Origin of the sequence: Streptomyces nidicola, assembly GCF_050106155.1 — a bacterium.
GTDB lineage: Bacteria > Actinomycetota > Actinomycetes > Streptomycetales > Streptomycetaceae > Streptomyces.
Genome location: NZ_JBNBPI010000001.1, coordinates 7078044 through 7098046 on the forward strand (window position 1 = coordinate 7078044; position 20003 = coordinate 7098046).

The 20003-nt window shown below is 72.2% G+C and carries 20 protein-coding genes; 11 read left to right on the forward strand and 9 right to left on the reverse strand.

The window, feature by feature from the left end:
- The first annotated feature begins 203 nt into the window (after window positions 1-203).
- The gene (gene sigK, locus ACOKM3_RS31970; protein WP_426904649.1) at window positions 204-746 is read left to right on the forward strand and encodes an ECF RNA polymerase sigma factor SigK; all 543 of its coding nucleotides are present in this window, start codon (window positions 204-206) and stop codon (window positions 744-746) included.
- Window positions 747-754: 8 nt separating this feature from the next.
- On the opposite strand, the gene ACOKM3_RS31975 is transcribed toward sigK, so the two are convergent.
- Window positions 755-1954 carry an IS110 family RNA-guided transposase gene (locus ACOKM3_RS31975; protein WP_426899647.1) on the reverse strand — a complete coding sequence of 400 codons (1200 nt, stop codon included), beginning with the start codon at window positions 1952-1954 and terminating at the stop codon, window positions 755-757.
- A 227-nt stretch (window positions 1955-2181) separates the two neighbouring features.
- On the opposite strand from ACOKM3_RS31975, the gene ACOKM3_RS31980 reads away from it, so the two are divergent.
- The 3 genes from ACOKM3_RS31980 (at window position 2182) to ACOKM3_RS31990 (ending at window position 5424) form a co-directional block, all read left to right on the forward strand.
- Window positions 2182-3015, forward strand: a complete 834-nt coding sequence (locus ACOKM3_RS31980) for an anti-sigma factor (protein WP_426904651.1) — start codon at window positions 2182-2184, stop codon at window positions 3013-3015.
- A 126-nt stretch (window positions 3016-3141) separates the two neighbouring features.
- The gene (locus tag ACOKM3_RS31985) at window positions 3142-3411 is read left to right on the forward strand and encodes a hypothetical protein (protein WP_425835700.1); all 270 of its coding nucleotides are present in this window, start codon (window positions 3142-3144) and stop codon (window positions 3409-3411) included.
- 273 nt (window positions 3412-3684) lie between these two features.
- Window positions 3685-5424, forward strand: coding sequence for an amidohydrolase (locus ACOKM3_RS31990; protein ID WP_426904653.1), 1740 nt, complete (start codon window positions 3685-3687; stop codon window positions 5422-5424).
- 18 nt (window positions 5425-5442) lie between these two features.
- On the opposite strand, the gene ACOKM3_RS31995 is transcribed toward ACOKM3_RS31990, so the two are convergent.
- Both ACOKM3_RS31995 and ACOKM3_RS32000 read right to left on the reverse strand, forming a co-directional pair.
- Window positions 5443-6228, reverse strand: a complete 786-nt coding sequence (locus tag ACOKM3_RS31995; protein WP_426904655.1) for an ABC transporter permease — start codon at window positions 6226-6228, stop codon at window positions 5443-5445.
- The gene (locus ACOKM3_RS32000) at window positions 6225-7202 is read right to left on the reverse strand and encodes an ATP-binding cassette domain-containing protein (protein WP_426904657.1); all 978 of its coding nucleotides are present in this window, start codon (window positions 7200-7202) and stop codon (window positions 6225-6227) included. The genes ACOKM3_RS31995 and ACOKM3_RS32000 overlap by 4 nt, the downstream gene beginning before the upstream one ends.
- Window positions 7203-7265: 63 nt before the next feature.
- Between ACOKM3_RS32000 and ACOKM3_RS32005 the strand changes: the two genes are divergently transcribed.
- Window positions 7266-7988 (forward strand): TetR/AcrR family transcriptional regulator, encoded by a 723-nt coding sequence (locus tag ACOKM3_RS32005; RefSeq protein ID WP_426904659.1) that lies wholly within the window; start codon window positions 7266-7268, stop codon window positions 7986-7988.
- A 12-nt stretch (window positions 7989-8000) separates the two neighbouring features.
- On the opposite strand, the gene ACOKM3_RS32010 is transcribed toward ACOKM3_RS32005, so the two are convergent.
- The 3 genes from ACOKM3_RS32010 to hmgA all read right to left on the reverse strand — a co-directional run bounded on the left by ACOKM3_RS32010 (window position 8001) and on the right by hmgA (window position 11451).
- A complete protein-coding gene (locus tag ACOKM3_RS32010) occupies window positions 8001-9218 on the reverse strand; it encodes a type ISP restriction/modification enzyme (RefSeq protein ID WP_426904661.1) in 1218 nt (405 codons plus the stop codon).
- 92 nt (window positions 9219-9310) lie between these two features.
- Window positions 9311-10060: a GntR family transcriptional regulator gene (locus ACOKM3_RS32015; protein WP_426904663.1), complete on the reverse strand. Its 750-nt coding sequence runs from the start codon at window positions 10058-10060 to the stop codon at window positions 9311-9313.
- Window positions 10061-10113: 53 nt separating this feature from the next.
- The gene (hmgA, locus tag ACOKM3_RS32020) at window positions 10114-11451 is read right to left on the reverse strand and encodes a homogentisate 1,2-dioxygenase (RefSeq protein WP_426904665.1); all 1338 of its coding nucleotides are present in this window, start codon (window positions 11449-11451) and stop codon (window positions 10114-10116) included.
- Window positions 11452-11631: 180 nt separating this feature from the next.
- Here hmgA and ACOKM3_RS32025 point away from each other — a divergent pair, with 180 nt between their 5' ends.
- The 6 genes from ACOKM3_RS32025 (at window position 11632) to ACOKM3_RS32050 (ending at window position 17380) form a co-directional block, all read left to right on the forward strand.
- Complete coding sequence (locus tag ACOKM3_RS32025; protein ID WP_426904667.1) at window positions 11632-12120, forward strand: hypothetical protein; 489 nt, start codon at window positions 11632-11634, stop codon at window positions 12118-12120.
- Window positions 12121-12130: 10 nt separating this feature from the next.
- A complete protein-coding gene (locus ACOKM3_RS32030; RefSeq protein WP_426904669.1) occupies window positions 12131-12742 on the forward strand; it encodes a TetR family transcriptional regulator in 612 nt (203 codons plus the stop codon).
- 171 nt (window positions 12743-12913) lie between these two features.
- Window positions 12914-14317, forward strand: a complete 1404-nt coding sequence (locus ACOKM3_RS32035; protein ID WP_426904671.1) for a CitMHS family transporter — start codon at window positions 12914-12916, stop codon at window positions 14315-14317.
- Window positions 14318-14338: 21 nt separating this feature from the next.
- Window positions 14339-15580 carry an MFS transporter gene (locus ACOKM3_RS32040; protein WP_426904673.1) on the forward strand — a complete coding sequence of 414 codons (1242 nt, stop codon included), beginning with the start codon at window positions 14339-14341 and terminating at the stop codon, window positions 15578-15580.
- A 99-nt stretch (window positions 15581-15679) separates the two neighbouring features.
- The gene (locus tag ACOKM3_RS32045; protein ID WP_426904675.1) at window positions 15680-16762 is read left to right on the forward strand and encodes a Zn-dependent alcohol dehydrogenase; all 1083 of its coding nucleotides are present in this window, start codon (window positions 15680-15682) and stop codon (window positions 16760-16762) included.
- 135 nt (window positions 16763-16897) lie between these two features.
- A complete protein-coding gene (locus ACOKM3_RS32050) occupies window positions 16898-17380 on the forward strand; it encodes a VOC family protein (RefSeq protein ID WP_426904677.1) in 483 nt (160 codons plus the stop codon).
- Window positions 17381-17440: 60 nt separating this feature from the next.
- Here the strand turns inward: ACOKM3_RS32050 and ACOKM3_RS32055 are convergent, their stop codons facing one another.
- The 3 genes from ACOKM3_RS32055 to ACOKM3_RS32065 form a co-directional block, all read right to left on the reverse strand.
- Window positions 17441-18439 carry an urea transporter gene (locus ACOKM3_RS32055; RefSeq protein ID WP_426904679.1) on the reverse strand — a complete coding sequence of 333 codons (999 nt, stop codon included), beginning with the start codon at window positions 18437-18439 and terminating at the stop codon, window positions 17441-17443.
- A gap of 106 nt (window positions 18440-18545) precedes the next feature.
- Window positions 18546-19298, reverse strand: coding sequence for an ArsR/SmtB family transcription factor (locus ACOKM3_RS32060; protein ID WP_426904681.1), 753 nt, complete (start codon window positions 19296-19298; stop codon window positions 18546-18548).
- Between the two features lie 43 nt (window positions 19299-19341).
- Window positions 19342-20001, reverse strand: coding sequence for a TetR/AcrR family transcriptional regulator (locus ACOKM3_RS32065; RefSeq protein ID WP_426904683.1), 660 nt, complete (start codon window positions 19999-20001; stop codon window positions 19342-19344).
- Between the last annotated feature and the right edge of the window lie 2 nt (window positions 20002-20003).

Genomic DNA, 20003 nt, shown 5'->3' on the forward strand with positions numbered 1-20003 from the left:
CGGCGCACCGCGCCCGGCGGATTGGTCGACCGCGGACCGATGCGCGGCGGATTACCGAGCGGCCCGCCCGCGTTCCGTGCCCGTCCGCCCGTACTTCCTTCACGAAACTTCGCGGCGCCCCCGATCCGGACCGGGCCCGGCCGCGAACCACGTAGTGGGGGCGGCGCGGCACCGGGCCGCGCCGCCGGGCGGGAGGGGAACCGATGCGGGCGGACAAGTTGCTGCCGATGGTCGGGCAGGGCGACGTGCGGGCGTACGAGGAGCTGTACGAGCTGGTGGCGGGCGCGGTGTACGGGCTCGTGCTCCGGGTGCTGCGCGACCCCGCCCAGTCCGAGGAGGTCGCCCAGGAGGTGTTCCTGGAACTGTGGCGGGACGCCGCACGCTTCGACCCGCGCCGGGGGACCGCGATGGCCTGGGTGCTCACCCACGCCCACCGCAGAGCGGTCGACCGGGTACGGAGCGCCCGCGCGTCCAGGGAGCGCGAGGAGCGGGCCGCGAGCCGCTGGCACCGCACCGCCTTCGACGAGGTCGCCGAGCAGGTCGAGACCAACCTCGACCGCGAATGGGTCCGCCGCTGCCTCGACGGGCTCACCGAACTCCAGCGCCGCTCCGTGACCCTCGCCTACTACGAGGGGTACACCTACCGGGAGGTCGCGCAGCGCCTCTCCGTTCCGCTCGGCACCGTCAAGACGCGGATGCGCGACGGTCTCACCCGGCTGCGCGCCTGCCTGGGGGACGCTGCCTAATGCTGTTGTCAAGCCACGAGACGAAGAGGCGGCCGGGCTCGGTAGGGCTGGCGGTCGCGCAGGATCGCGTAGAGGACGTTCACCTTGCGTCGGGCCAGGGCGATCAGGGCCTGATGATGTCGTTTGCCCTCGGCTCGTTTGCGGTCGTAGAAGGTTCGCGAGGCGGGATCGCGCCGGATCGAGCAGAACGCGGCCTGGTAGAAGACCCGCTTGAGGGCCTTGTCGCCGCCGGTCGCGCGGCGCGAGTAGCGCACCTTTCCCGACTGGGAGAGGACCGGGGCCAGACCCGCGGCCGCGGCCAGCGCGTCGCCCCCGGTGAAGCGGTGGATGTCGCCGACTGCGGCGAGGAACTCGGCGCTGAGTGCGGCCCCCATCCCCGGCAGGCTCTGGATGAGGGCCCCGTCAGGGTGGACGTCGACCAGGCCGGCGATCTCGGTCTCGATCTGCTTCAACCGGTTTTTGCCCGCGAGGAGTTCGGCGGCGAGCTCACGGATGAGCATCGCGGTGCGTCGCTCGCCCACCACGGTGGTGGGCTGGGCGAGGGCCGCTGTGTGCGCGGCGTCGGCCAGCGTCTGCGCAGTGGGTTGCTTGACGCCGCGTCGGCGCAGGTAGTCGGCGATGCGGGCGGCTCCGGCCCGGCGGATCTCGGCCGGGGTGACGTAGTGGCTGAGGAGGATCAGGCTGGATTTGCGGGTCGGGTCGGTGGCGCGTTCCAGGCCGGGATGGATGCCGGTGAGCAGGTCGCGCAGCCTCGCGGTGCGGGCGGTGGCGTCCTTGACCAGCGTGGTGCGATGGGAGACCAACAGCCGCAGCTCCACGGTGGTTTCCTCGGGCAGTTCGACGATCCGCAGGTCATCGCGGAGCATGACCTGCTCGGCAATGACCTTGGCGTCGCGCGGATCGGACTTGTTCTCGCCGCCGCGGGTCGCTCGGCGGGCCCGATTGACCGCGAGGCCGGGCACGTGCACGCAGGTGAAGCCCTCGGCCAGCAGCATCGCGGCGAGCAGGCCGGCGATGCCGCCGAGGATGTCCAGCCCGATGGTTACGGTGCCGTGTTCGGCCTCGATGACGTGCAGTTCGCTGATCGAGTGCTCGATTGCCTCGGGTGTGTTGTCGACCCGGTGGCTGAGCAACGCACGGCCCCGGTCGTCGAGGGCCGTAAGCCAGTGGAACTCCTTGGCGATGTCGTACCCGGCGGTGCTGGACACAGTGTTCCTCCCCTGGTCGGACGACGTGCGGCGCACCTCCTTCCGCCTGTCCTCGCCCTACCAAGCGATGGTCCGCAGAGCCTAATCAGCAGTCCGGAAGAAGTGGCGGGGCAGGGGGATCAGCGTCCCGAGCCATCAAGGGCAGCCAGCATGAAAACCATCCCTGCCCCACCCGCGCAGTCCCAGGGTCGCGACCTACTGGGACGCACTCAAGAAGGTAGGGCCGCATGAACGACAGGCCACCGATGAACGACAGGGCCCCAAGGAACGACAGGGGCCCGAGGAACGACAGGGCTCCGAAGAGGCACCGCGTCCCGTGGGGGCCGCGTGTCCACGCCCTCGCCGCGCCCTACGCCCTTGACGCCCTGGAGGACCGCGAACGGGCCCGGTTCGAGCGGCACTTGACGCGCTGCGACTCCTGCGCCGACGAGGTGCGCGCGCTGACGGAGAGCTCGGTGCGGCTCGCCTGCTCGGCCTCCGTGGCCCCGCCCGCCGAACTGCGCGAACGGGTGCTGGCCGCCGTACAGCTCACGGCCCAGGTGCCCGCGCCCCAGGCCCCCGCGGCGGACGGACCCCGCACCGCGCCACGCGCGCGTGGGCTCCTCGTGCCGCTCGGCGTGGCCACGGGGGCGGGCGCGCTCACCGTGGCCGCGCTCTTCGCCGTGCAGCTGGAGCGCACCTCGGACCGGCTCGACGAGCAGCGCGCCGCCGCGCGCGAGGTGGCGGCGGTGCTCGCGGCTCCGGACGCCAGTGCGGTCCGCGCGGACGGGCTGAATGTCGTCGCGTCGCCGGAGCGGGGCAGCGCGGTGATCACTGTCACAGGTCTCCAGGCGCCGCCCCGCGGCAAGGTCCACCAGTTGTGGCTGATGGAGCCGTCGGCGCCGCCGCGCTCCCTCGGTGTGCTGCCCGAGGACGGCTCCGACACGCCGGTGGTGGCCTCCGGCTTGACTCCGGACGCCTCCTCACTCGCTGTCACGACGGAGCCGGACGGCGGTTCTGAGCGCCCCACAGAAGCCCCACTTGTCCAACTCGCCCTGGAATCGGTCGGATTCGGAGAGTGATCGCTTTCGAACCGTCAACCCCCTTACGAGGGAGGTGAATACTGCGACCGGGATACACGAGTGTCGCGCTGGGGCGATAGGGTTAACCTGCCCGGGCCGGGTGCCCTCGTACGGGTGGGGAGTGACATGGAACAGATAACAGTGCGCAGCAGGCCGCGAGTGCCTGCGATCACCTGCGGGAACAGTGCGACCAGTTCGCGCCTCGACCGCCATCTCTCGGTGCTCGGCGGCCCTGCCGTCCCGCAGCGCGAGACGGTGGAGGCGACGTCACTGATGCGCGAGCTGACCACGCGTGACACGGCGCACGAGCGCAGCGGCAGCCGCGCACGGATGCGGAGGGTCTCGCTCTTCGCGCCACTGCGGCGGCTTCGCCGCTCGCTGTTCGGCGGCCACTAGACAGCGGCCGCTCAAGCAAGAGACAAGGCCCGTATCGCGCCTCCGCGCCGTCCGGTGCATCGCCGCGCATCACAGCGACCGTCATCCCCACGGCACGCGGCGGACACTCCGGCAGAGAGGACGATGCGGGCCTTTGTCGTGCCCGCTGGTCCGCACATCGCGTAACGCCCTTGTCACGCACAGATGTTGACGGGGCAACCTCCAGGGGCCAGTGTGGCGCGTGATCGTCGATGGCAGTTACAGCTACACCCACCTCACCCCCGGGAGGTACGCGTGTGTGACCTGCACGACCACCACGAGCACGAGATGCCCGAGTCCACGCCCGGCCCGCAGATCAGCAGACGCCGCATCATGCAGATGCTCGGCGCCGCCGGAGTGACCACCGCCGCGATGACCGCCCAGGCGGACCCGGCGATGGCCGCCGCGGCGGACGCCGCGGACGCGGCCCCGCTCGAATACAAGGCGCCCGAGGGCCTCGCGGAGGACAGCCCCGCCAAGTCCGCCGCCCTCGGCTGGATCGGCGCCAACAGCTCCCGCATCACGGGCCTGAACGAGGAGATCTGGGAGCACGCCGAGCTGTCGCTGCGCGAGTGGAACTCCTCGCTCGCCGAGGCCGGTTTCCTCGAACGGGCCGGATTCGACGTGAAGTTCGGGACGGCCGGCTTCCCGACCGCGTTCACCGCGACCTACTCCTACGGCAGCGGCGGCCCGGTGCTCGGGTTCAGCGGCGAGTACGACGCGCTGCCGGGCCTTTCGCAGAACAAGGGCGTCGGACACCACGACCCGCGCGAGTACATCCACGACCCCTTCGCCCCGAGCTACGGCCCGGGACACGGCTGCGGGCACAGCGCGCTCGGCACGGCGGCCGCAGCCGCGGCGGCGGCGGTCGCGCAGGCCGCCAAGCAGCACAAGCTCCCCGTCACCGTGAAATTCTTCGGCTCCACCGCCGAGGAGACCCTGATCGGCAAGACGTACGCGGTCAGCAAGGGCGTGTACGAGGGTCTTGACGCCTTCCTCGACTGGCACCCCTCCACCGCCAACGCCACCGGCTGGGGCACCAGCAACGCCATGACCGCCGTGACCTTCACGTTCCTCGGCGTCGCCGGACACGGCGGCACCCCGCTCGGGAACAAGTCCGCGCTCGACGCCGCCGTGATGATGGCGACCATGTCGGAGTTCCTGCGCGAGGAGAACATGGCGCCCTCCGCCCGGCTGCACTGGGTGATCAACAACGGCGGCGACATCCCGAACGTCACGCCGGAGATCGCCGAGATCAGCTACTACGTGCGCGAGGGCAGCACCGCCCGCGTCCAGGTGCTGCTCGACAAGGTGATCGCGATCTCCGAGGCCGCGGCCAAGGCCTCGCAGACCACGGTGCGGCACCGGATCACCTCCGCCTGCTGGAACCAGCTGCCCTCCAAGTCCTTCGCGGAGCTGCTGCACGACAACATGCGGCAGATCGGCCCGCCGAAATTCAGCGCCGAGGCACACCAGTTGGCGAAGGATCTGCAGAAGTCGCTCGGGCTTCCCGAGGCCGGGATGCACGACAAGGTCGGCGAACTCAAGCCGCCCGACCCGGTGTTCCTCGGCGGCGGCTCGACCGACGTCGCCGACATCAGCTGGAACGTGCCGACCGTGTCGATGGGTTCGGCGCTCGCCCCCATCGGCACGAAGATGCACACCTGGTCCACCGCGGCCTGCGCCGCCGCGGCCCCCGGGCAGGCGGCCGTGCTCGCCGCCGCGAAGTATCTGGCGGCCACGGCGGTCGACCTGATCACCCAGCCGGAGCGGCTCAAGGCGATCAAGGACGAGTTCAAGGACCGCACCAAGGACGTCGAGTGGAAGACGGCGATCCCGGACGGCTATGAGCCGCCCATGTACGAGCCGCCGGCGTGGTTCCTGAAGAAGACCGGGCAGAAGTGGCCGCCGAACAACATCACCTGGCCGCCGAAGCGGGTCGTGTCCCAGGAGAAGTTCTCCTCGCTCGGACCGGCGCTTGAACCCCAGAAGTAGCCCGTAACGGGCGGCTGTTCACCGTCCGCCGCGCGCGTAGCGGCGGACGGCGAGCGGCACGCACACCGCGAGCAGCACCGCGCACCACGCCAGCGAGCCCGCCACCGGATGCGCCACGGGCCAGGCCGCGCCGTGCGGCACCGGCGCGTTGCCGAACAGTTCGCGCACGGCCGTGGCCACCGCGCTGATCGGGTTCCACTCGGCGAGGGTGCGCACCCAGCCGGGCATCCCGTCGGTCGGGATGTACGCGTTCGACAGCAGCGGCAGCATGAACGTGGCGCCGCCCAACTGTCCCGCCGCCTCCTCGCTCTGCGACGCGAGCCCGAGCAGGATCCCGACCCACGTCGCGGCGAACCGGAAGAGCAGGAGCAGCCCGAACGCGCCGAACGCCGCGGGCGGCCCGCCCTCGATCCGCCAGCCCATCGCGAGCCCCACGAGCACGAGCGGCACCAGGCCGACCGCCGTCGTCAGCAGATCGGCGACGGCCTGCCCGAGCGGCACGGCGGCCCGGCTCATCGGCAGCGTACGGAAGCGGTCCATCACGCCCCGGTGCGAGTCCTGGGCGGCGCCGAACATCCCGGTCATGATCCCGTTGGCCGCGGTCGCCACGAGCATGCCCGGCACCAGGAACGCCCGGTAGTCCGAGCCCGGCATGGCGAGCGCGGAGCCGAAGACGTAGCCGAAGAACAGCAGGAACACGATCGGCATGGTCTGCGTCATGAGCAGGATGGCCGGGGCGTGCCGGACGCGCTGGAGGTGCCGGCCGAGCATGGCTGTGCCGTCGTAGAGGATGGCGGTACTCATGCGGCGACCTCCTGGGCCTGGTGACCGGTGACGGTGAGGCGCAGGAACACCTCGTCGAGCGTGGGCGGGCGCAGCGTCGCGTCGAGCAACGGGACGCCGGACGCGTCGAGTTCACGCACGACGCGGGGGAGCGTGACGGCGGGATCGAGAACGACGGCGCCCACGGTGCGGCGCTCCGCGTCCAACCGGGGCCGGGCGCCGGTGAGTTGGTCGAGGACGACAGCGGCCGCGTGCAGCGCCTGCTCGCCCGCCTCCTCGGCCACGACGACCTCCGCGTAGTGGCCGATCTGTGCCTTGAGTTCGGCGGGCGTGCCCGAGTGGGCGGCGCGGCCCTCGTCGATCAGCACGATGTCATCGGCGAGCTGGTCGGCCTCCTCCAGGTACTGCGTGGTCAGGACGACGGTCGTGCCCTCGCGGGACAGCTCGCGCACGGCCTCCCAGATGCCGTTCCTGCTGTGCGGGTCGAGGCCGGTGGTCGGCTCGTCGAGGAAGAGCACGGCGGGGCGGGTGATCAGGCTCGCGGCCAGGTCGAGACGGCGGCGCATGCCCCCGGAGTACGTACGGGCCGTGCGGTCGGCGGCGTCGGTCAGCTCGAAGCGCTCGATCAGCTCGTCGGCGCGGACCCGGGCGCCCGGCGCGCGCAGCAGGCGGGCGAACAGGCGGAGGTTCTCGCGGCCCGTGAGGTCCCCGTCGACCGACGCGTACTGGCCGGTGACGCCGATGCGGCGGCGCACGGCGTGCGGGTCCGCGGTGATGTCGTGCCCGGCGACACGCGCGGTGCCCGCGTCGGGGCGGAGCAGGGTCGTGAGCAGTCGGACGGCGGTCGTCTTGCCGGCTCCGTTCGGCCCGAGCAGACCGCACACCGTGCCCTCGCGCACCGCCAGATCCAGTCCGCGCACGGCGTGCACGGCCTTCGGCCCTTTGCCGAAGCGCTTTTCCAGACCTTCACTAAGTACAGCGTACGTAGAAGTCATGGGATCACCGTAGCGCACTACGTACGGTGTACGTAACTAGGATGGTGCGCGAGGTGATGATCAATGGCGGGCCGAGCGGCCGAACCCGAAGTGATCTGGGCGCGCCCCGAGCGCGCCGGGCGGGGGCCGAGGCCCGCGCACAGCAGGGCCGATATCGCGGCGACGGCGGTGCGCGTCGCCGACGCCGAGGGCATCGACGCGGTGTCCATGCGGAAGATCGCCGGCGAGCTGGGCATGGGCACGATGTCGCTGTACAACTACGTGCCGCGCAAGGAGGACCTGTACGAGCTGATGGTCGACGCCGTCAGCGCCGAGTACGAGTTCGCCGAGCCGAGCGGCGACTGGCGGGCGGACATCCTCGGCCTCGCCCGGCAGTCGCGGGCGCTGATGCACCGGCATCCGTGGCTGCCGGGGCTGATGTCACCGGTCTACGGCTTCAGCCCGAACGCGCTCGCGTACCTGGAGTACTGCCTGACCTGCCTCGACCCGCTCGACCTGCCGTACGGCACGAAGATGGAGCTGGTCGCGGCGGTGACGAGCGTGGTCACGACGTACGTCGCCAACGAGATCGCGACGGCCGAGCGGACCCGCTCCCTGCCGTGGAGCGCCGAGCAGGAACAGGCGGTGCGGATCGCCTACTTGGGCGGGCAGGTGGCCTCGGGCCGGTACCCGCGCCTCGCGGCGTCGTTCGCCGAGGACGCGGGCCCGATCGACCTGGAGGCGGTGTTCGAGCGGGCGCTGCGGCGGACGTTGGAGGGGTTCGCGGCGGATGAGCCGCCGCGCTGACAGTGGGCGGGTTCACAGGATCGCGAACTGGCCGCCCGGGCCCTCTTCTTGGTGGTCCAGGACGGTGGCCGGATGGCGGGCGGGGTCCGGGACGGGCAGCACGCGGGCCCGTTCCAGGTCCTTCGTCGTGAGCGGGTCCGCGAGGGCGGCCTCGCGCAACTCGTCCTGCTGCGGCCCGAGTTCCGCGAGGAGCGTCAGGACCGTGATGAGTTCCAGGAGTTGTGACGTCCACGGCTGCGGCCAGGTCGACGGGCGCAGGGCCGCGAGGGTGCCGGGTTCGGCGGGTGCGGTGCGGCGCGCGAACCACTGCTCCAGGACCCCGACCCCGCTGACCTGGAAGTCCCAGGCCGCCGCCGGTACCGGGGAGATGCGCCCGTCGCCGACGACCAGGGCCTCCTCCTCGCGGTCGTAGAGGACCTCCGTGGGCCGGGACGGCAGCGGGGCGCGCACGTACGGGCGGCGGCCGCCGGGAAGTTTCGGCCGGTCGCCGTCCGCCCCACGCCGCTCCAACCACAGGACGCGGCGCCCGAGTTCGACCCCGCGCACCCACACGTCCGCGTCGTCCGGCAGCGGCACGCGGATGTCGGGGGAGCCGTCGCGGGCGCCCGCCACCAGGATCCACGCGAACAGATCGGCCGCCGTCACCTCTCGGTCGTACGCGCCGGAGAGGTGGGTGAGCAGGCCCGGCGCCACGTTCGGTTCCACGCCGCCGGGGCGGCGGTAGAGCGGGCGGATGCGGCCGGGCCGGCCGGCGGGGGAGCGGCCCTCCGGGAGCACGGCGGACGCGAGCAGCGCGGGGCCGCCGGCGCCGGGCACGTGCCCCTGCTCGACCAGGAACAGTTGCCGCTCGTCCATGACCCGCCACAGCTCCGGCCGGGCCGCGTCGAGCAGCCGCTGGTCGGGGATGAGCCACTGCTCGTCGAACGGGCCGTGCAGCAGCGGTACGGGGTCCGGGCAGGGCCCTTCCGCGTGCGCGAGCGGCTCGGTGCCGGTGCGTTGGCCGGGGAGCTGGGCGGCGGCGGTGTGCAGGGTACGGGCGCGTGAGGGTTCGAGGAGCCCCTCGCGCTCGTCCTGTCCTGCGCGCACGAAGGCGTTCCAACGGGCCTTCAGGGACGCGGCGTCCGGCGCGACCGGCCAGCCGCGTCCCAGGCGCAGGGGCGCGACGGACCAGGGCATGAGGTCCGCGAGTCCGATGGCCTCGGTGAGCGGGTCGTTCGTCACGACCGGCATGGTACGTCTCCCCCTTTTCGCGGCAACGGTGTTGCGGACGCGGGGCTCCGCCCCGGACCCCGCGCCTCAAACGCCGGCGGGGCTGAACCTGCTCAATCCGCGTCCAACGTCACCGTGAACGAGAACCGGTCCCCCCGGTAATGGATCACCGCCACATCCAACACCCTGCCCTCCTCGTCGTACGTGACACCCGTGTAATGCAGGATCGGACTGAGCAGCGGCACTTCGAGGAGCCGCGCCGTCTCGGGATCCGCGAGCCGCGCCTGCACCGAGTCCGTGATCCGGCTGATCCGCACGCCGACCACGTCCCGCAGCACCTTCGTCATCGGCCACCGTTCCAGGTCCGCGAGGTCGACGCGGTCGCCGAGGTCCGGACGGAGGTAGTTGCGGGCGTGGTTCGTCGGCTCGCCGGTCTTCTCGTCGAAGCGCAGCCGGTGGTACGTGGGGACGGCCCCGGCCCCCGGGAAGTGCTCGGCGAAGGCGACGGGGACCGGCACCGTGCCGTGGTCGAGCAGCCGCGTCGTCATGCCGGACTGCTGCGCGACGATCGCGTCGACCGAGCCCAACAGGCGCACCGGCGCGCCCTGCTGGGCATCCGGCTCGATGAACGTGCCGCGGCGCCGGTGCCGCGTGATGAGTCCCTCGTCCTCCAGCTCCTTCAGCGCCTGTCGCATGGTGAGCACGGAGACCCCGTAGTGCCCCGCGAGTTGCTCCTCGGTGGGCAGGCGCAGCGGGTCCTGGGGCGATCTTCCGAGTATCGAGGCGCGCAGGGACTGCGACACCTGATACCAGAGCGGCAATTTGCGGTTCAGGACGATCGAGTCCGGGGCGAATGACGTCACGGGTTATCCGTACCGGTCGTCGGGGGAATGGTGCAATGCGGCGGCCATGGCAGCTACCCGCGGAAGTGGCGCTCCAGGCCACGCCATACGTCGTCGTAGTCGCGCTGAAGGTGCCCGGCTGTCGAGGCCTGCGGGGCGAGGGTGACGGGCCAGCGCGTCTCGAACATGAAGGCCAGGCCGTCGTCGACCTTCTGCGGCTTGAGCTCGGCGGCGCTCGCCTTGTCGAACGTGTCCCGGTCGGGCCCGTGCGCCGACATCATGTTGTGCAGCGAGCCGCCGCCCGGCACGAAGCCCTCGGCCTTCGCGTCGTACGCGCCCTCGATGAGCCCCATGTACTCGCTCATCACGTTCCGGTGGAAGTACGGCGGCCGGAACGTGTCCTCGCCCACCAGCCAGCGCGGCGCGAACACGACGAAGTCGACGCCCGCGAGACCCGGGGTGTCGGAGGGTGACGTGAGCACCGTGAAGATCGACGGGTCCGGGTGGTCGTACGAGATCGTCCCGATGACGTTGAAGCGGCGCAGGTCGTACACGTACGGGACGTGGTTGCCGTGCCAGGCGACGACATCGAGCGGGGAGTGGTCGTACGTCGCGGACCAGAGGTTGCCGCAGAACTTGTTGACGACCTCCACAGGGCGGTCGTCGTCCTCGTACGCGGCGACCGGCGCCCTGAAGTCCCGCGCGTTCGCCAGGCCGTTGGCGCCGATCGGCCCGAGGTCGGGCAGCTGGAACGGGGCGCCGTAGTTCTCGCACACGTACCCGCGCGCGGTCGGGCTCTGCCCGCCATCGGACACAGCGTCGAGCAGCTCGACCCGGAAGCGCACGCCGCGCGGGATCAGCGCGACCTCGCCCGGTTCGGCGGCGAGCACCCCGAATTCCGTGCGCAGCAGCAGCCCGCCGCGCTCCGGAACGATCAGCAGCTCACCGTCCGCATCGCTGAACACCCGGTCGTTCATGGGGGAGTTGGCGTGGTACAGGTGCACGGCCAGGCCGGTGCGCTGCGTCGCGTCGCCGTTGCCGCCCAGCGTCCACAGGCCGGCCAGCCAGTCAGTGCCGGGCGCGGGCTCGGGCAGCGGGTTCCAGCGACGGCGGTTGGGATCGGGAACGGTCTCGGTGAACGGGGCCGTGCGCACCCCGCCGTTGTCGACACGGCTGAACTCCGGGTGCGCCGCCGACGGGCGGATCCGGTACAGCCACGAGCGGCGGTTGTGCGCCCGCGGCTCGGTGAACGCGGTGCCGCTGAGCTGCTCCGCGTACAGGCCGAGCGGCGCGCGCTGCGGCGAGTTGCGCCCCTCGGGCAGGGCCCCGGGCACGGCCTCGGACCCGTGCTCGTTCCCGAAGCCGGTGAGGTAGGTCAGCCCCTCGGCGGTCTTGCGTACGTCCCCGCTCATCATCGCTCCCTGGTCAATGATTCCTATGCTTCACCGTAGGATTCGCGGGTGGCCGGCGCAAGACCATCACCGTCCGTCGTATGGCTGACGCGCGGCGGTACCAGCGGCCGAGGGGAGGCCCGCGAGCGTCCTCCCCGCGAGGGATCCGCCGGACGTCACCGGTCCTCTACCGTCCCCAACATGCCCAGCCTTCCTGCCCTGCGCGCGGCCGCCGCGGCGCTGCTGACCTGCGTCCTGCTCGCGGGCGCCGTGGGCTGCGGGTCCGGCGGCGACGGACAGCGGCAGGCCGGGGAGGTTCTCTCGCGCACCGACGCCGAGGGCCATCACTACCGCCGGGTCCCCGCCGAGGGCGCACCCGAGATCGGCCTGATCGTGAAGCCGCGGACGGGCCCCGCGGGCGGCTGGGACGTCCGCATCTGGGTACGCCGCTTCCGCCTCAGCCCCCACGGCACCCCGGCCCGGGCCGTCGAGCGCCGCGGCTACGCCCGGCTCTACCTGGACGGCCGCTGCCTCGCCCGGCTGCGCGCCGTCGACTACCGCCTGCCCGGCACCCGCCTGCACCGCGGCACCCACCACCTCACCGCCCGCCTCTACGCCGACGACCACACGGTGTGGGCGGTCGCGGACAAGCCCGTCGAGGCCACCGCGGACCTGACCGCGTCACCGTAGTCTGGCCTTCATGGCCCATCCAACGCCCTTGCGCCGCAAGCCCGTTCAGCGGCGCAGCGCCGAGCGTCTGACCCGGATACTCGACGCCTGCGCCGAACTTCTCGACGAGACGGGATACGACGAGCTGAGCACCCGCGCCGTCGCGCACCGCGCCGAGGTCCCCATCGGCTCGGTCTACCGCTTCTTCGGCAACAAGCGGGCCCTGGTCGAGGCGCTGGCCGAGCGCAATCTCGACCGGTACGTGCGGCGGGTCACCGCGCGCCTCAGGGACGTCCCCGCCGGCGACTGGCGGGCCGCGATGGACGCGGTGCTCGACGAGTACCTCGCGATGAAGCGCACGGCGCCGGGCTTCTCCCTGGTCGACTTCGGCACCCAGCTCCCCGTGGGCGCCCCGGACGCCGACCCCAACCACCGCGTCGCCGACACCCTCACCGACCTCCTCGCCCCACGCCTCGGCCGCACCCCGGACCCCGCGCTGCGCCGCGCGTTCCTGGTCGCCGTCGAATCCGCCGACGCCCTGGTACGACTCGCGTTCCGGATCGACCCGGAGCGCGGGGACGCGGCGGTGATCGGGGAGGTGCGCGAGCTGCTGCGGGCGTACCTGGCGCGCGTGCTCGACTGACGCCGTTCGCGCACAGCACGCGGGTGAACCGCTCGTGACCTGGAGTTTTGCGCTTATTGCTCGCGTGTCAACATCTTGTTAACGCTTGTTCGGCCCACCTAGCGTCTCGCTGGCTGCCTCCCCCACGGCGGCTGTTCGAAGGCGAACGTAGACGTGAGAGGGCCCCTCCCCATGCTGACCATCCTCGGTTTCGGCATGATCGCCACCTTCCTGGTGCTGATCATGATGAAAAAGGTGTCGCCCATCGCGGCGCTCGTGCTCATACCGGCGCTGTTCTGCGTACTGGTGGGCAAGGGCGCCAGTCTGGGCGACTACGTGATCGCCGGCATCGGTGACCTGGCGCCGACCGCCGCCATGCTGATGTTCGCGATCGTCTACTTCGGCGTGATGATCGACGTCGGCCTCTTCGACCCGATCGTGCGCGGCATCCTGAAGTTCGCGAAGGCCGACCCCGTCCGCATCGTCGTCGGCACCGCCGTGCTCGCCGCGATCGTCTCGCTCGACGGCGACGGCTCCACCACCTTCATGATCACCGTCTCGGCGATGTACCCGCTGTACAAGCGCCTGAAGATGAGCCTCGTCGTGATGACGGGTGTCGCCGCGACCGCCAACGGCGTGATGAACACGCTGCCCTGGGGCGGCCCGACGGCCCGCGCCGCGACCGCGCTGAAGGTGGATGCCAGCGACATCTTCGTGCCGATGATCCCGGCGCTCGGCGTGGGGCTGCTCTTCGTGTTCGCCCTCTCGTACGTGCTCGGTCGCCGCGAGCGCAAGCGGCTCGGCTATCTCTCCCTGGACGAGGACCTCGCGGTCACCGAGACCGTCGAGGAGAAGGTGCTCGTCGGTGCCGGGAGCGGCGGCAAGGGGACCGGTGCGGGTACCGGCGGCGGTTCCGCCGCCACCCCCTCGTACGAGAACGAGGAAGGCGAGACGTTCTCCGGGCTCGACCCGAACCGGGCCACCCTGCGCCCCAAGCTCTACTGGTTCAACGCCCTGCTCACGGTGGTGCTCCTGGCCTCCATGATCATGGAGCTGCTGCCGATCCCGGTGCTCTTCATGCTCGGCGCCGCGCTCGCGCTCTCGGTCAACTACCCGCACATGGCCGACCAGAAGGCCCGGATCGGCGCGCACGCCGAGAACGTCCTCAACGTCGCGGGCATGGTCTTCGCCGCCGCCGTCTTCACGGGCGTGCTCCAGGGCACCGGGATGGTCGACCACATGGCGAAGTGGGTCGTGGGCGGCATCCCCGACTGGATGGGCCCGCACATGGCACTCGTCACCGGCGTGCTGTCCATCCCGTTCACGTACTTCATGTCCAACGACGGCTTCTACTTCGGCATCCTGCCGGTGCTCGCCGAGGCCGGGAACGCGCACGGTGTCTCGACCCTCGAGATCGCCCGCGCCTCGCTCGCCGGACAGCCGCTGCACATGTCGAGCCCGCTGGTCCCGGCGGTCTACGTGCTCGTGGGCATGGCTAAGGTCGAGTTCGGCGACCACACCAAGTTCACCGTGAAATGGGCGGCGTTGACCGCGCTGGTCGTCCTCGGCGCCGGTCTGCTGTTCGGAATCGTGTGACCCGATGAATCCCGTGACCTCATGAGCCGTGACCGTACGACTCGTGCCTGGCTGCTCCGTCTCGTCATCGCCTTCAGCTTCGCGCAGGGGGCGGTGTCGATGGCGCGGCCCGCGGTCTCCTACCGGGCCCTCGCGCTCGGCGCCGACGAGCGTGCCGTCGGCGTCATCGCGGGGGTCTACGCGCTGCTCCCGCTGTTCGCCGCCGTGCCGCTCGGGCGGCGCACGGACCACGGCCGGTGCGCGCCGCTGCTCCCGGTGGGCGTCGTCCTCATCGCGGGCGGCTGCGCGCTGAGCGGACTCGCGAACTCCCTTGTGGCGATGGCCGCTTGGAGCGGTGTCATGGGGCTCGGGCATCTGTGCTTCGTCATCGGCGCCCAGTCGATCGTGGCCCGGCAGTCCGCGCCCGAGGACCAGGACCGCAACTTCGGCCACTTCACCATCGGCGCCTCCCTCGGCCAGCTCGTCGGGCCGATCGCCGCCGGTGCCCTGATCGACGGCCAGGACATGGTGGGCACGAGCGCGCTCGCGCTCCTCGTGTCGGCGGGCGTCTGCGCGCTGGCCGTGACGTCCCTGTGGCGCATCGAGTCCCGTCGTACGCAGCCGGGTTCGCGCACGAAGGAGACCTCCAGGGTCCCCGTGCACCGCATCCTGCGCACCCGAGGCGTGCCCGGCGGCATCTTCATCAGCCTCGCCGTCCTGTCGGCCACCGACATCCTCACGGCGTACCTGCCGGTCGTCGGCGAGCACCGGGGGATCGCGCCGTCCGTGGTCGGCGTGCTGCTGAGCCTGCGCGCGGGCGCGACGGTCGCCTGCCGCCTCGTGATGACCCCGCTCATCAACTGGCTCGGCAGGACGGCCCTGATCGCCACCACGTGTCTGCTCGCGGCGGTGCTGTGCGCGGGCATCGCGCTGCCCGTGCCGGTGTGGGCGCTCGGCGCGATGCTGATCGTGCTCGGCTTCTGCCTCGGGGTGGGTCAGCCGCTCTCCATGACCACGGTCGTCCAGGCCGCCCCCGCCGAGGCCCGTTCCACCGCGCTCGCCCTCCGGCTGACCGGCAACCGCCTCGGCCAGGTCGCGGCGCCCGCGTCGGCGGGCCTGATCGCGGGCGTGGCGGGGACGGCGGCGCCGTTCGTGATGCTGGGCGGGCTGCTGTTCGTGGCGGCGGGTCTCGGGGTCAGGGGCGGCTCCGGAGGCCGTCCCGCGCAGGGGAGGGCATGGGCGCCCAGGCTCCGTCGACGCGAGAAGGATCACCAGCGGCACTGACCTCGTGTCCGGCGCACACTGGACCCGAGAAACTAGCGACGCTAGTTTGGCTCGGCACGTACGTGACACCCCGCACTCGCTCAGGGAGTTGTGCCCATCATGGTCCGCGCCGCTGTACTGCCCGCCGTCGGCTCCCCGCTGGAGATCGCCGACATCGACCTGCCCGAACCGGGGCCCGGCCAGGTCCGGGTCAGGCTGGCCGCCGCCGGTGTCTGCCACTCCGACCTGTCCCTGACCAACGGCACCATGCGGCTCCCGGTCCCCGCGGTCCTCGGCCACGAGGGCGCGGGCACCGTCGTCTCCGTCGGCGACGGCGTCACGCACGTGGCCCCCGGTGACGGCGTCGTCCTCAACTGGGCGCCCTCCTGCGGCAGCTGTCACGCCTGCGCGCTCGGCGAGGTGTGGCTGTGCGCCAACGCGCTCACGGGCGCCGCCAACATCCACGCGAAGCGCGCGTCCGACGGCAGCGACCTGCACCCCGGCCTGAACGTCGCCGCGTTCGCCGAGGAGACGGTCGTCGCCGCGAACTGCGTCCTGCCGGTGCCGGACGGCGTCCCGCTCATCGACGCGGCCCTGCTCGGCTGCGCCGTGCTCACCGGCTACGGCGCCGTGCACCACTCCGCCCGCGTACGGGAGGGGGAGACCGTCGCGGTGTACGGCGTCGGCGGCGTCGGCCTCGCCACGCTCCAGGCCGCGCGCATCGCGGGCGCCTCGAAGATCATCGCGGTCGACGTCTCCCCGGAGAAGGAGGCGCTGGCGCGCGCGGCGGGCGCCACGGACTACGTGGTCGCCTCCGAGACGACCGCGCGCGAGATCCGGGGGCTCACGGACAAGCAGGGCGTGGACGTGGCGGTGGAGTGCGTCGGCCGCGCCGTCACGATCCGTACCGCCTGGGAGTCCACCCGGCGCGGCGGCCGCACCACCGTCGTCGGCATCGGCGGCAAGGACCAGCAGGTCACCTTCAACGCCCTGGAGATCTTCCACTGGGGCCGCACGCTGTCCGGCTGCGTCTACGGCAACTGCGACCCGGCGCAGGACCTCCCGGTGCTCGCCGAGCACATCCGCGAGGGCCGCCTCGACCTGGGCACGCTGGTGACCGAGCGGATCGCGCTGGACGGGATCCCGGCGGCGTTCGACAACATGGTGGCGGGCAAGGGCGGCCGGGCGCTCGTCGTGTTCTAGCGGTGGTGCGGTCTTGGCGATGCCGTGATTTCGGCGGTGCCGCGGCCGATGAGTTCCCGGCTGGCGGCCGGTCTGTAGGAGGAGAAGCCTGATACAGGCCGGCACCGCGCCGGTTCGGGAACCAGGAGGCCCACCATGCCCGCCACCGCTCAGAAGATCCGCCCTTGTCTGTGGTTCGACGGCAACGCCGAAGAGGCCGTCGACTTCTACATGTCGCTCTTCCCCGGCTCCGACTCCGAGATCCTGGAGGTCCAGCGCTGGGGCAAGGAGGGGCCCGGCGTGCCCGGCTCCGTCCTCACCATGGAGTTCCGGCTCGCGGGCACCGAGTACCAGGCGCTCAACGGCGGCCCCGAGTTCAAGTTCAACGAAGCGGTGTCGTTCTCCGTCGACTGCGCCGACCAGGCCGAGGTCGACCGGCTGTGGGAGCGGATCACGGCGGACGGCGGCGAGGGCGGGCCGTGCGGCTGGTGCAAGGACAAGTTCGGGCTGTCCTGGCAGATCGTGCCGCGCCGGCTCGTCGAGCTCCTCGCCGACCCGGACGAGGAGCGTTCCGCGAGGGTGCTGGCCGCGATGATGAAAATGGGCAAACTGGACGTCGCGGCTCTCGAGTCGGCCTGAAAGATCGGGGCTCCGCCCCGGACCCCGCTGCCTCTCGTCCGACGGCGGGGCTTGAATCGCTCAACCGGCGCAGGGGCGTGAGCTGGTCAACCGAGGGAACGACCTCGCCGCCACCAGGAACACCAACGTCGTCAGTGCGAACGGCCACGTGAACATGTGGCCGCCCACCGGCGCCGCCAGCGCCCCGAACGCCGGGGCGCACACCGTCGCGGCGACCGCCCCCGCCACGGCATACGGCACCGTACGCCGAGTGGCCTCGAGGAACACCCCGCACAGTGCGAGCGCGACCAGCACCGCGTTGTACGCGGACGTACCGTCGGCCAGCTGCGCGGCGGGTTCACCGAGGGCCCACGCGGTCGCCATGCCCGCGACGTTCCCGAGGCAGGCCACACCCGCGACCCGCGGCCCGGCCACCAGCAGCCCGGCGAGCACCAGCGCCCCCGCGTACCACTGCGGCATCAGGAAGATCTGGCCGAATCCGGCGAGGAACCCCCGTACGGCATCGTCGAGTTGGAGTCCCGTCCTGGCCCCGGACACCGCCTGCGGGAACGCGGCGATGCCGCCCCCGCCGGTCCACACCCGCGCGAACCCGGGCGCGGCCAGCGTGATGACGCTCGCCACGAGGCAGAACGGCAGCGTCAGGGCGGGCAGCCCCCACGCACCGAGGGCCCGCCCCGCGGCGGCGGTGGCCACGGTGGCGGCGGCGCAGCCGAGCAGGGCGACGAGCACCGAGGACAGCTGGTCGGGGTTGAGGAAGACGGCACAACTCACGCCCACGAGGCAGGCGTTGAAGCCCTCCATGCCTTGCGTGAGCCGCTCCTTCTCCACGCCGAGCAGCGCCGCGACCAGCGTGCCGACGGCCGCGCCCCCGACCCCGTAGAGCCCGTACTCCCATCCGGCGGAGAACAGGGCCGCGGCGAACAGCGCGCCGGTGAGCGCGCGCGGCAGGAACGTCACCTGCCCGATCCCGCGCAGCACGCGCAGCGCGAACTGTCTACAACCGGTCGCCCAACTCTGCCCGATTTCCTGGTGAATCGCGGCATCCGCCGTCTGCGCCATGCGCCGCTCCCGTGTTACGAAGATGTTTCCCGGCCCGGCGAATGTACGTTACAGCTACTTCCGGGGAAGGGCCTGGCCGGGGGCGGGAACGCGCCACGGGGCCCGCTCAGCGCAGCGCGGGCACTCCCAGCTCCGCCCGCAGTGCCCGCTCCCCGGCCCCGGTCACCCGCACCGCCCGCTCGGAGCCGACCCGCTCGACCCAGCCCGCCTCGAAGGCGTGGGCGCACAGCGTGGCGCCCGCCCGTCCGGCGAGGTGGAGACGGCGCTCCGTCCAGTCGAGGCAGCCGCGCGTCAACGGTCGCCGCGAGCCGGGCTCCAGCGGCGCCCCGAGCGCCCGGAACCAGCCGTGCCCGGCGTCGGTGAGCGTGAAGGTGGAGGGGGCGGGGGAGTCGCCGGATCCGCCCGATCCGCCGGGTTCGGCGTCGGCCCGCAGCAGCCCCCGCCCGACCATCGCATCGGTGACCGTGATCCCGAGCCGGCCCGCGAGGTGGTCGTAGCAGGTCCGCCCGCGGGCCATCGCGGTCCGCGCCGACGCGGCCCGCAGCGTGGGAGGCCGCTCGCCGCCGCCCGGCACGGCGTACCCGGCGAGGCCCTCCAGGAGCTGCGCGACCTGCGCGTCGGCGAGCCGCAGATACCGGTGGCGGCCCTGCCGCTCCTCGGCGAGCAGCCCGCCGGCGACGAGCTTGCCGAGGTGCTCGCTCGCGGTCGACGCCGCGACGCCCGCGTGCCGGGCCAGCTCGCCCGCCGTCCAGGCCCGGCCGTCGAGCAGCGCGAGCAGACAGGCGGCCCGCGTCTCGTCGGCGATCAGCGAGGCGAGGGCGGCGAGGCGCGGAGCGCCGGGTTCCTTCGAGGCGGCCATGCGTCAAGGATGACCCCGGCACGCTTCGGCGGCCGCCGAAACGTCAGCGGTCCGTGGACGCTGCCGCCGCCACCTGCTCGTACTGCACCGCGAGCCCGTCGAGCAGCGCCGTGAGCCCCGTCTCGAAGGCCCGGTCGTCGACGATCTCCTGCCGCTCGGCGAGCAGGTGCGCCTGGCCGAGGTGCGGATAGTCGGCGGGGTCGTACGCCGCCTCGTCGTCGGGGAAGCCGCCCGCGAACGAGCCGAGCGCGGATCCCGTCACGAAGTACCGCATGAGCGCGCCGATGGACGTGGCCTGCGGCGGCGGCCACCCGGCGTCGACCATCGAGCCGAACACCGCGTCGGCGAGCCGCAGTCCGGCAGGGCGGCGGCCGGGTCCCTGCGCGAGCACCGGGACGATGTTCGGGTGTGCGCGCAGCGCCGCCCGGTAGGAGACGGCCCAGTCGTGCAGCGCGGTGCGCCAGTCCCGGTCGTCGTCGGCTTCGAACATCGACAGGTCGACCTGCGCGCTCACCGAGTCGGCGACCGCCTCCAGGATCTGGTCCTTCGTACGGAAGTGGTTGTACAGGGAGGGCCCGCTCACCCCGAGCTCGGCGGCGAGCCGACGCGTCGAGACGGCGGCGAGGCCCTCCGTGTCGACGAGGGTGCGGGCCGCGTCGACGATGCGATCTCTGCTCAGAAGGGGCTTGCGCGGTCGGGCCATGC